Origin of the sequence: Alistipes sp. (genome assembly GCF_048465635.1) — a bacterium.
GTDB lineage: Bacteria > Bacteroidota > Bacteroidia > Bacteroidales > Rikenellaceae > Alistipes.
Genome location: NZ_DBFWLF010000014.1, coordinates 1 through 12,698, shown reverse-complemented (window position 1 = coordinate 12,698; position 12,698 = coordinate 1). Strand labels below are relative to the sequence as shown.

General features: G+C 56.4%; 6 protein-coding genes and 1 tRNA gene. 1 reads left to right on the top strand and 6 read right to left on the bottom strand.

Annotation, left to right across the window (positions count from 1 at the left end; genetic code table 11):
* The coding region (locus ACMO9O_RS05775; RefSeq protein ID WP_418982783.1) for a M64 family metallopeptidase at positions 1 to 2,078 on the top strand (2,078 nt) is incomplete at its 5' end.
* Positions 2,079 to 2,151: 73 nt separating this feature from the next.
* Here ACMO9O_RS05775 and ACMO9O_RS05770 read toward each other — a convergent pair.
* From ACMO9O_RS05770 to ACMO9O_RS05745, 6 genes are all read right to left on the bottom strand, one after another.
* Positions 2,152 to 2,224, bottom strand: a tRNA-Phe gene (locus ACMO9O_RS05770).
* Positions 2,225 to 2,864: 640 nt separating this feature from the next.
* On the bottom strand, positions 2,865 to 3,326 hold the full coding sequence (locus tag ACMO9O_RS05765) for a lipocalin family protein (protein WP_418982781.1): 462 nt from the start codon (positions 3,324 to 3,326) through the stop codon (positions 2,865 to 2,867).
* Between the two features lie 15 nt (positions 3,327 to 3,341).
* On the bottom strand, positions 3,342 to 5,330 hold the full coding sequence (locus tag ACMO9O_RS05760) for a S8 family serine peptidase (RefSeq protein ID WP_418982779.1): 1,989 nt from the start codon (positions 5,328 to 5,330) through the stop codon (positions 3,342 to 3,344).
* A gap of 79 nt (positions 5,331 to 5,409) precedes the next feature.
* A complete protein-coding gene (locus tag ACMO9O_RS05755; protein WP_418982778.1) occupies positions 5,410 to 7,890 on the bottom strand; it encodes a hypothetical protein in 2,481 nt (826 codons plus the stop codon).
* A gap of 40 nt (positions 7,891 to 7,930) precedes the next feature.
* On the bottom strand, positions 7,931 to 9,550 hold the full coding sequence (locus ACMO9O_RS05750; RefSeq protein ID WP_418982777.1) for a RagB/SusD family nutrient uptake outer membrane protein: 1,620 nt from the start codon (positions 9,548 to 9,550) through the stop codon (positions 7,931 to 7,933).
* Between the two features lie 25 nt (positions 9,551 to 9,575).
* The coding region (locus ACMO9O_RS05745; protein ID WP_418982775.1) for a SusC/RagA family TonB-linked outer membrane protein at positions 9,576 to 12,698 on the bottom strand (3,123 nt) is incomplete at its 5' end.

Genomic DNA, 12,698 nt, shown 5'->3' with positions numbered 1-12,698 from the left:
GGGAGGACCCCGACCCCGAGCGGGGCGCCTTGCGGGCGATCTACGAAGCTGCGGGCGGCGGAGGCTGGACACACAACGAGAATTGGTGTACGGACAAGCCGCTTGGCGAGTGGTATGGCCTGGAAACGGACGAAGAGGGGCACGTGGTGGCACTCAGCCTGTCGCGCAACAACCTCTCGGGCACGATCTCGGAGAAGATCGGCAAGCTGACGAAGCTCCGGCATCTTGATTTGAGTTGGAACGAGTTAGAGGGAGACCTCACGTGGCAGGATAAGACCGATTCTGAAATTTACAGTCTTTTTGACAAGCTGCTGGAGCTGGAGAGTATCGATCTGAGCCATAACCGCCTGACGGGTGAATTCCTGCCCGGCAATTTTTGTCGGATGGAGCGGTTGCAACGCATCGACCTTTCATCAAATCGGTTAAGAGGCTATGCGTTTCCGCTTCCGTGGGAACCCTTGTTCGAGAATGGTCGGATGGTAGAACTTAACCTCAATGATAACCTCCTGCATGGGGATGTTCCCGGTTTTCTCAAGAACCATCCGGAGTGGGACCGCCTTGCGCTCGGGGTGATCCGTCAGAACCGGGATAACCTGCCCGGCATCGAATACGACAAGGATATCCACCTGCCCGACTTCACCTTCACCGACCTGCGCGACGGCTCGCAGCAGCGGATCGGCGAGCTGGTCGGGTCCAACAAGCTCACCATGCTCCTTTCGTGGGACCCCATGCAGCCGGAGAGCACGGAGTTTATGCAGACCACCGTACGACGGTTTCATACGCTCTTCGGCGCGCAGGGCTTCGCCGTGGTGGCGATCACGCCCGCTGGGGAGCAGTACGCCGAGGAGGCACGAAGCTACCTGGCCGGGCATCCGCTGGCATGGCCCGTGGTAACAGACTATGCCGACGCGCAGGGCCGTCGGACCATCCTGCCCGCGTATCCCTACCCCAGCTACCTGTTGGTGGACGGGGACGGCAAGCTGCTGGAGGATATCTTCACCGGGCAGTACTGTCCGACGCTTCCTATGCCCGGTGAGAATTACGTATTCGATCTGAAGGAACGGCCGTTCCAGCATAATGATTTTTTAAACGTATTATTCAGGAACACATTCGGAAAGAGCAGCTACCGAAGCACCGATTACTCGATGGATAAGCAGTACATAGCGCTTCAGACTGCCACGCGTGGCAATGGGATCGATATTGTGCTCGCGGGGGATGCGTTTACCGACGTGGATATCGAAACGGGTTACTACCGTCAGGTGATGGAGTTTGCCATGGAGTCTTTCTTCTCGCTCGAACCCACGAAGTCCTACCGGGAATATTTTAATATATGGATGGTTTATGCCGTTTCTAAGTGTTCCTATATTGACACTTATTACAGCGGCGACAACGCGTTGGGAACGTATGTCGGATCGGATGGAACATTCAACACCCCAATTACTTCCATAAAAACTTTTATAAAACCCAACCCAAATGCACCCGTGGTCGCAGCTATCGTCAATGGTTATCTGGGAGGAGTGACCTATATGAAATCATATGCAAATTACGCTTTTACCGGTTACTCCTATGGGTTGAAGAATTTTTTAGCTAATACTTTCATACATGAATCGGCAGGACATGGCTTAGGTTTGCTGGATGATGAATATGTGGATTCTGAAATTGCAGAGATACCAGAATCCGAAAAAAAAGTGCTAAAAGAGAATCAAAATAAGGGTAGATTCTTAAATGTTTCGCTGACAGAGGATCCGAAAGCGGTATATTGGTCGCATCTGATCGGACATCCGAACTATCCTTATGTCGGTATCCATCGAGGCGGACACTATTATGCAAAGGGAGTATGGCGTTCGGAATATGAAAGTGTTATGAATACCACTAACTCATATTTATATTTCAACACCATCAGCCGTGAGTTAATTGTAAAACGTATTCTTGATCTTTCGGGGGAAGGCTTTACTTTCGAAAAATTCCTTGAAAAGGATAGCGACGTCGGACGGCCTACTTCCGTGTCTAATGCAGACCGGGTTACTCGTTACGAGGCAATACCCTACAAACACCATCCGCCTATATTGGTCGATTAACGAACTTCAAGTTTGGCTTTCAATGTGAAAAAGAAAATCCCTGAATTTAGTTATTCAGGGATTTTTGTGTTTGTGGTACCACCAGGAATCGAACCGGGGACACAAGGATTTTCAGTCCTTTGCTCTACCAACTGAGCTATGGCACCATCCGCGAAAAGCCTTAACCGGCTTAACGTGGTGCAAAGATAGGTAAAATTTGTGAATCTGCAAATATTTCCAAATATCTTCTGCGTTTTTCCAGCCGAACAGGCCACAGACACGCCTCCGGCAGGCCCCGGGACGCTATCCGAGCACGCCAAACCGAACGGGCGAACAGACGAGCCGATAGGACGGGCGATCCGGACAAAGGCCCGGAGCGAACCGACGAGCAGATGAGCAGGACGAACGAGAGGAATAGGCAAGCAGGACAAAGGCTCGGAACAAACAAGGCGGACGAACAGGCAAACGGATGAGCAAGGCGAGACGGAACAGGCGAACCGGACGGGAACGAAAGGAGCCAGACGGAGACGGCCGGAACTGGACAGACTTACGAGCAGGGCGTGCTGAAAGGAGACGGCGAACAGGGCGACAGGGCGAATAAAAGGAACAGGAGGGAAAACGGATGAGCAAGGCGAACAGGAGAAATAGGCGGAACAGATGAGCCGAACGAAGCCGGACGGAGAACAGCCCGAAGCTCTACGCATGCTCCGAAACACGCGCCCCGCATCCGCGTTCGTGATAGCTGCCGCCGCGAACAAAAACGGGCCGACCCCGCAGGGTCGGCCCGATCGTAGTCGCTTGCCGCGATCAGAAGAAGAGGAAGCCTTCGGCACGCGAAGCCTTAGCAGGAACAGCCCCCGAAACGATATCGGCCGGGATCGTCGTGCGCGTGAAGGTGCTCACCTCCTGCACCGGGGTCTGGCTTACCATGCGCATCGTCTTGCCCGTCTGATCGAATTCGACCTCGTAGCTGGCGCCCCACGGCGTGCCGTTGGCGTACTCGCCCGAGAGGATCTGTCCGTCCAGCCGGAACGAACCGGTGTAGATCTGATAGCGCACCGTCTCGACCTTCTGGTAAAGGGAGAACGTCGCGTCGGCGTTGAACACGGCATAGGCGCTGAAGCCCGCCGGAACGTCGCCCGTCCATGAGGTAAGCTCCCACTCACCCACGATGTCGTTGCCAACGGGTGGCGTATCGTCGTCGTCCGAGCAGCCGGCGAACAGACACAAAGCGAGGATTGCAAATAAGGAATAAAGCGTCTTTTTCATAGTTTTTCTCATTTATTAAAACCAACCTCCGTTCTGGCTCTGTACGCCGCGGGCTATCACGGCAAACTCTTTGGTGATCTCCATACCGCCCATCTGTGAACCCGTGCCGACATTCTGTCCGCCGCCCACGGCCTTGACCGTGATCCGGGCCGAGCCGGGTTTCGTGCACTTGATGCGCAACTTGCCGTAGACCATCTCGGGACCGGCCTCGATGCCCAGCTTGGCCTTGTCGGCAGCCGTCATCGTAACGGAGAGATAGGTCAAGTTCGCCGCCGAAGCGCCGAAGAACTGCGTCAGCGGAATCAGCTGCTCCGTCCCGACGGCAACCTTCAGGCAGGGAGTGCCCTCCACCTGCATCAGCAGCTGGTAGGCGTCGATGGCGCCCGTGCCCATCTTCTTGTAGTACTGATCCAGACGGGTCGAACCCTTCGTACCGTCGAGGTAGACGTCGATGTCGTTCACGGAGGTGAGGACCATGCTGGTGAATTCGCTGCGGGTAAAGTGCTTGCCCTGCTGCAACGCATATGAGAGGCCGAGTGCGACCACGCCCGAAACGTGCGGGCAGGCCATCGACGTACCCTGCATGTAGCCGTAATCCTCGCCTTCGTTGACCTCGGACGGGAGCGTCGAGAGCACGGCGGCATTGTCACCGCCTTCCATGGTCAAATCGCCGCCGGGCGCCGCGATGTTGCAGCCGGGACCGTAGTTGGTGTAGCTGGCCGGGAGGAAATCGGGGCCGAACGAAGTCACCGAGATATAATCGCGGTAAGCACCGGGATAACCGGCACGCGGGTTGGAATCGTTACCTGCCGAGAAGATCACCATACCGCCGTCGAGAGCTGCGCAGTTCGACGTGTTGATGAAGTAAGAGAGCGCATCGTATTCGGCTTTCTGCTGGGTGGACCATGCGTTGTCGGAAGTGGGGCCGCCGCCCTGGATACCCATCGAGCACTGGATGATCGAAGCGCCGTTGTCGGCCGCGTATTTGATGGCGCGGGACATGGCGGCAACCGTACCGCCCGTATCGTTGGACAATACCTGGCACGACATCAGCCGAACACCGTCGCCGTTGCCCGTACCTCCTGCCACGCCGCTCACACCGATGCCGTTGTTGTTGACGGCAGCGACCGTACCGGCCGTATGCGTACCGTGGCCGGAGTCTTTAGCCTTATCCCAGGAGATGGGACCATTGTCGACGAAGTTATACCCGTACACGTCGTCGATATAGCCGTTACCGTCGTCGTCGATGCCGTTGCCCGGAATCTCCTTCGTGTTGACCCACATATTCGAGGCCAGGTCGGGGTGCGTGTATTTCACGCCCTCGTCCACCACGGCCACGATCACGCGCGGGTCGCCGCCCGTAATCGCCCAGGCGTCGGCCACGTCGATATCGGCGCCGATACGTGCGGTCGGATCGACCACGCGGTCACCGCGGTTGATATAGTGCCACTGGAGGTAGAGCTGCGGATCGTTGAACGGCAGCACCGACGGACGGACCGCCTGCTTGGCAGCACTCAGCGGCGCGGCCTTCGAATCCCAGTTCTTCTCGAGACGGGTGTTGAACTGAATGTTCTCCACCGCATCGACCGAAGCCAGCCTCTCGGCCGCCGCATTCAGGTCGAAATCCGAGGCAAAGGTCAGTTCGTACCACTTGTGCAGCCCGGCGGCACGCGTACGTGCTTCGCTGCGGGCGTCGCAGGGGAACAGCCGCTGGAAGGATTTGACGTTCAGGTCGGCGAAGATGTCGTCCACCGAGGTGATACCCGAACGCGTAGCGACCGAACGCGTGGCGACAGCCTCGGCTACGGTCTGCTCGATATCGTTGACGGCCGCATCGTCGAAACAGACGAGCAGCGAGCCGCTCTGAGCATGGACCGACGTATTGACGATCTTCTGCGCTACCGCGGGAACTTCAGCGCCGCCTCCGGCCTCTTCGGTCATCGGGTCGGAAGTACAGCCGGCCAGCAGGATCGCCGCAAGGAGTAAAAATTTTTTATCAGCCATAAAATTCAGTTTTTTGGGAAGGAGCGGCCCCGGAGGGCCGGCTCCTTTTTGATTTTACTTGATTGTTGTCCTGACTGTCCTATTCGAAGTAGTTGTGAACGGGCATCTTGCGGATAGTTCCGTCGCCGACGGGGCGTACGATCTGCGTCGAGAACGTGCTCGACAGCGGCGTTACGACCCGCGTGGTAACCTCTCCTTCGAGCGACGCACTGCGCATGAGGGGTTTTCCGATCATCTCGTCGATCAGTGCATGCGCCCTTTGGCGGCCGCGCAATTCGACGAAATTCGAAGGATTGATCGACATCTCCTGCGAAAGCATAAGCAGTTTCTCCGAAACGGATTTCTTGACAACAGCTGCTCCCGATGCTCCGGCTTCGACCATCAGCGGAGAAGTGTAGCTTTCCCAGTTGCCGATCGTCTTGCCTTCACACTCCGCATTATCGAATGCCTGAACCAGAATCGTATCGAAGTTATAGCCCTGTTTGACCCAGTCCGGAGCAGAAACGAGCGCAAGATAACCATCCTCCGTCAGACCGCCGACCATCATGCCGTCGATTGAATTCGCACCCATGCTCTTTTCTTTGTCCAAAATATAGTATTTCAGGTAGAGCGTCGCTCCCTGGTAGGAAATCGTGCCCATGGGCTGTCCCTTCAGCACATAGATCACTCCATTGTACCACTCCCAGAGGACCGTATCCTCCTGGTTGGCTCCCAGCGATAGACCCGAAACATTGACAACGTCCTGCTCTTCGCTATCTCCCTCCGTATTCTCGGAGAAAGTCACCTGTCCGATCTTCGCACGGGAGGTTTTACCCGAACCGTCGTTGTTGACACCCCAGAGGTCCCAAGTCTTGAGCAGATCGGCCTTGTCTTTGAACGTATAAAGGTCTTCGATCGTATACTTCCGCTGCAGCGGATCGGCCTTGCCGGCCGTCTCCTGCTCAACGCGGAACAGTTTGTTGTTGAAGCCGTTGTCGCCCAAAACGAGCAGCGTAAAGCTCGTGCCCTTATCCAGGTTGATAAAGAACGGAGCGTAGCCCGTGCTGTTGATTTTTTCGAGCTGCTCGGCGGAGAACGGATTACCGCCTGCCTTGAGACTTGCGATCAGATCCGCGTCGGTAACATTTTTCACCTGGTCGGTTTTCATCAGCGCATAGAAACCGGACTTGATATCCTCACCGAAGATAATGCCCTTGATCGAGTTTTCGGGGGTGTGGCCCTGGGCCTCGTGCTCCCACGAAAGCTCCGTGCGGACGGTCATCACCACGGGACGCTCGTCGCCCTTCTTCACGTAGCCGAACGTCACGGCTCCGTACTTCTGGAGCACGCCTGCGGCGTTGTAGCTGTTGCCGACCAGCGTGTAGATACCCGTCTCTTCCAGTTCTGCGGTAATCGTACCCGAAGCGGTGATCTCTTTGGTAGGAACCGATCCGGCGTCAATATCAAGCGACTTCGAAGCGACGACCGAAGCGCTCAGCTCGCCCTCGAAATAGGCGTACTTCACTTTGGCGACATCCTTGCCCAGCGTGGCCGTAATGTTTACCTTGCCGTCGGCCGGCGGAGCGCTGGTGAACGCTACCGAGTAATCGTACTCCTGTGCCCCGGGGAGCATCAGACGCATTATTTCGGTATTGGCCGTGTAGAAACTGGTCGCTTTCCAGATCGAAGGCAGCGTCAGCATGACGCCCTTGGGCGGGAAGGTGAGGATACCGTTCTCAAACTTGCCATACGACGTAGCGCTCGCTATGTCCGGATAATTCTCCTGGCAGAACGATACTATCATGAAAGCACCGTCGTCCTCGTAACCGATTCCCGTAATAGCGAATCCGGCAGGCTGGGCGGGGAAGTAAACCTTCTCCTTGTCGCGCGCGTCGATGATGGTATAGCCGGGAACAAGAACAACGTTGGAGTAATTATATCCGACGATCTTATACATATAGGCGGCATCGTAGATATCCTTGATCCGGTAGTAGCCCGGCATATCGGCACGCTCGTAAATCTCGACGTCCTTTTCGGCATAGGGCACACCGTTGTCTTTGATGTTCGAACCCATGATGCCGGTGAAGAGTTCGTCGCGCCATTTGCCTTTCGTTTCGCCGTTGGGACCCTTCACGAGGTTCCACTGAACACGCGTCACGCTGAAAGCGATGCCGTTGGCATATTCGCCGTAGTTGTAGGCGAAACGCTTGTCGGTAATCATCAGCGAGCAGGAGTAGGTCTTGGCAACCTCTGCACCGTCGAAGCTGACGGTGAACGTCGTCTCGGGCTGACCCGCCTCGAACTTGATCTCCGAGACTTTGAACAGCCCCTCCTGCGAGGAGGTCACCTCCACCGGAACGACGATCGCATCGTCGGTTTTCCGGCGCATAGCCTTGAATTCCAGCACGGTCTCATCGGCCGGGTCCAATTCGACATCTCCGGAATTATCCTGCGAGGGGAAGTAGACGCCGTAGCTGTTCGGGTCCTCGCCTTCGCCGGGAGTATAATCTATGTCGTCCGTACATCCAGCCAGTACGAATGCCGCCAGGAACGCGAACCACAAATATTTGAATGTTTTCATACTCTTCTTTCTTTTGGATTAAGACAATTTTCACATCCGGTTATTCAGTCCAGCGCGGAACCGAGCCTGAAGGATCGGGATTGTTGATAACCGCAGGGTTGTTCATCGGTTCGCTGCGAACGATGACCATATTCCAGTAGGGCGCACGACCGTCGGTATTGAGCCGGTAGTCCATCGGGTGGTTGGTTCCCTTGTAACCGCGGGTCGAAGAACGGTTCAGGCGTTTCAGATCGTAGATGATGATACCCTCGCCCCAAAACTCGATACGCTTCTGCAGGACCAACTCGTCCAGGAAGGTCTGGAGGGTCGTTGCGTGTCCGGTGCAATCATACGAACCATCGGTGATGCGATACTTCATGAAAGCGTTGAGAAGCTGCTGCGCAGCCGTGAGGTTGCTGTAAGCCGTAGCTTCGGCCTCGATCAGATACATCTCCTCGACGCGCATGCGGGGAATATCGACCGCACCGCCGGTCTTGTAGTCCGAGTAAGCGCCTTTACCGGGGCGGAACTTGATGTTGACCAGGTCTTTCAGCGTAGCGAAGTAGGCGGCTCCGTTGGGACGGCAACTCTTGTAATCGTAGGACTTGCGGTCGGGATCGAGCCATGAATGTTTGCGGAAATCCTTGACGCTGATCGAATTGTAGAGTGCGCGGTCGCAGGCGCGTCCCACCATGTGGCCGTATCCCCACGACTCCTCGTTACCCATATGAGCCTGAAAATTGGTCAGGTTGCCGACATTGTCGCTGGTGATGGGAATACCCCAAATCCAGGCGTTGTTCGCCATCGCATTGTTGAATCCGTCGATGGGATCCTCCCACTGCTCCTGCGTCAGGGGCGTGCAGCCGCTGGTCGTGATCGCCTTGCGGGCATATTCGGCAGCCTTGGCGTAAGCCTCGGCGTTGTTCTCGGCCGTACCGCGCTCCAGATAGGCGCGGGCCGTCAGGCCGTAGACCATACCCAGGCTGGGTGTATAGGGGTTCGCTGCCGAATAGTCTGCCAAAAGCGTCGCAGCCTTTTCCAGGTCGGGGAAAATGACTTTGCTGTAAACATCGGCTACCGTAGCACGGGGATTGTTCTTGGCCTCCGCTTCGGTCGTGGTCTCCGTGACGATGGGCACACCCAAACCGATTACCTCCGGCTTGGAAGTGTATTTGTTCTCCTTGAACTCATACAGACGTACCACATCGAGGTAGAACGAGGCACGGTAAGCGTAGGCAAAGCCGAGGACCTGTTTGGTCGTACCGGTCATCGCCCCCTCGTCGACGGTTCCGATGATATCGTTGCAGGCCTTAATCCATATCCAGTAGTTTTTCCAAGTGAGATCCTGAATTGCCCACTCCTGCCCCATGTCCTGATTCATTCCCCAGAAACCAAACCAGTCATATCCCGTATTGCCCGTGATGGCCATATCGCCGCTCATGTTATCCGTGGCGAGCATGATGGCCGGAAGCGAGAAGTTCCAGTGGCGGTCGTATGCAGAGAGCGAGTTAGGCTGAATAAGCGCGGCAGGGATACCTTTGACCATCGCTTCGAGCGCCGCGGACGACTGGCTGACCTGATCGGCCGTCGCCTTGTCCGTCGGAAGCGTCTCCTCGATGCAGCTGCTCAGAAGGGCGGCCGAAGCAAGGGCGGCGATAGAGATTTTCAATATGTTTTTCATATCCGGATGTTTAAACGATTAGGAATTAGAAAGTGATGTTGATACCACCCGAGATGGTGCGGATCGGGGAGTAGGTCGCGTAGTTCGAGGTTCCCAAAACGCCCTGCGAATCGGTGTTGTCGGCGTAGCGCGGGTCGAGACCCTTGCGTTTCGACCAGTAGAAGACATTCTCGCAGGCGAGGTAGATGCGCAGCTTGCTGACACCGAACTTCTGCGTGATCTTCGACGGCAGCGTATAGCCGAAGTTGATGTTCTGCAGCGTAAGGTAGCTGGCGTCGATCAGGAAGCGGTCCGACTGGCTCGTCGTGTTCTGGTCGCCGTATTGCAGACGCGGAATGTTCGACGAGGCATTTTCGGGCGTCCACGCTTCGAGAATATCCTTGTGCCAGTTGACACCGATAGAGCCGCTCGAGGACGGACTCGACATGGCGGCCGCATAACCCGAATCGTAGACCTTGCCGCCGATCTGGTAGTTGAAATTGATACCGAAGTCGAAGCCGTAGAACTGGACGCTCGTACCGAAACCGCCGAACAGGTCGGGAATCGGATCGCCGCACAGGTAGTCCGAAGCACTCTGGTAATCGGTGGTAGTAACCATATTGCCTGTCGGATTACCCTGTGCATCCGTTTCGTTCACGTACCACATCGACTGACCGGTCTGATCCACGCCCGCATACTTCTTCATATAGAAGGTGTACATCGGAAGGCCCTGACCGTAGAAATAGGAACCGCTGGTGAAACCGTTGTAGCCATCCACCGAGATCGTGCGGCGCTCGTCGGGCAGCATCGAGATTTCGTTCTTCAGGTGGGTCATGTTCACGTTGATGTCCCACTGAACCCTATTCGTGCGGATCGGCGTGAAATTCAACTCGATCTCAACACCCTTGTTGGTCATGTCGCCCACGTTGGCATAGTAGGAGGAGTAGCCCAGCGACGGAGCCGTCGGGAAGGACATCAGCATGTCGGTGGTCTTGCGGTAGAAATACTCGATACCGCCCGCGATGCGGCCCTGCAGGAAACTGAACTCGACACCGGCGTTGACGTTGGTGTTGGTCTCCCACGTAATGTTGGGATTACCCTTGCGCAGGAACGTCACGGCCATCTCGTCGTTCGAGTTTTCGATACTGTACGTGTCAACATAGCGGAACTCTCCGATCTTGTCGTTACCCTGCGAACCGATCGACGCCTTGATCTTCAGCTGATCGAGCCAGCTCTCCGTGCCCGCCATGAAATTCTCCTTCGAGAGGATCCAGGCGGCGCCCAGCGACCAGAAGTTACCCCAGCGCTGCGAGGGGTGGAAGCGCGACGAAGCGTCGCGGCGGTACGAAGCCGAGAAGAAGTACTTGCTGTCGTAATCGTACATCACGCGGCCGAAGTAACCTTCGTTGTTATAAGGTATGATGTAGGATTGCGACGACTTCTTGTCGATGATCGCACCGTTCAACTCGTCATTGTCCGGCGAGAACATATTGGCGTGGCTGGCGTAGAGCAGATACTGCTTGCGCTTGTAGTACTCGTGACCGAGCATCACGTTGACGTTGTGCTTGCCGATCTGCTTCGTGTAGTTGAGAATCTGCTGCAAGTTGAACGAGAAATCACGCGTATGATACTTGCCCACAATACCGTTCTCATCGGCAAACTGTCCGTAATAGGGGTTACGCACAGTCGTCCGGCGCGTTTCGTCGAGCGAAACGCCGGCGTTGAACGTGAACTTGAAGTCCTTGAGGAACGACACCTCGAAGAAGCCCGTACCGTTGAAGGCATTGCCCTCCGAGCGGTCGGTATTCAGCCGAGAGTCTCCCAGCGCATTGCCGTTCGGGAAGAGCGCACGCTCCAGACCGGCGTTCATGCCGTCGCCGTAGTCGTACATCGTAATGCCGGCTTCGTTGGTCATCACGTTTCCGTTGCCGTCACGCACATAGAGCGGATAGATCGGAGCCACGGTCGTGGTGAATGCGAAGAGGTTGGCCGAAGAGTTGGACTCACCTTCCGAGCTGAGCTGATTGTAGCAGAAGTTGGCGTAACCGGCGTTGGCGCCCACTTTCAGCCACTTCTTGGCCTGGTAGTCGGCCTTCACGCGCGCCGTGTAGCGCTCCATGTCGGAGTTCTGCGTGATACCCTCGTTCTTCAGGTAGCCGAACGATGCGTAGAACGAGCTGCGGTCCGTGGCGCCCGAAACGCTGACGTTATACTCCTGACGCAGCGACGAGCGGAACGCATCGTCCTCCCAGTCGTCGGGCATGAGGTAGAACTCCTGTCCCTTGTAGAAGGCCCGGCGGCCCAGCGTGGCGTTGGGGTTGACCTTGCCGTCCATGCCGATAAATGCCTGTCCGTCAGGTACGGTGAAGACGTTGTAACCCAGACCGCCTACGTCGGAGGAAGCGGTCAGGTTCTTGTTGGCCTGCGCGTGCGCATCGGCAGCGCTCATACCCGTGGAGCGGTAGTAGTTGTTCAGGGCCGAATAGTAGGTTTCGTAGTACTGGGCGGGGTCCTTGATGTATTCGTAGGACTCCATGGCACGCGAGTTGACGCCCCACTTGGCATCCAGCGTAATGACGGCCTCGCGGCTGCGGGCCTTCTTGGTGGTGATCATGATCACGCCGTTGGCGCCTCGTGCGCCGTACAGGGCGTTCGAAGCGGCATCCTTCAGCACGGTCATCGATTCGATGTCGTTCGGGTTCAGGTTGTTCAGGTCACCTTCGTAGGGTACGCCGTCGACGATCCACAACGGGTCCTTTTCGGCATTGAGCGAGCTGAAACCGCGGATACGCACGACCGGGTTGGCTCCGGGCCGACCCGACTCGTTGCTAATCTGCACGCCGGCCACCTTCCCGACCAGCGACTGAGCTACGTTCGACTGCTGCGTTTTGGCAATATCGTCCGACTTGATGACCGTCGCCGATCCGGTGAAAGCCTCCTTCTTGGCCGTACCGAACGCCACGACGATCACGTCGTCGATCGCCTGGGTATCTTCTTTGAGCGAGACGTCCAACCGGGTCTTCCCCGCTACGGCGACCGTCTGGGTCTGGTAGCCGATGAACGAAACGGTCAGCGAACCGTTGCGCGGCGCCGAGATGGTAAAGCTGCCGTCCGCATTCGTGGTCGTGCCGACGTGTGTACCATCGACCATCACCGTTGCTCCCGCAAC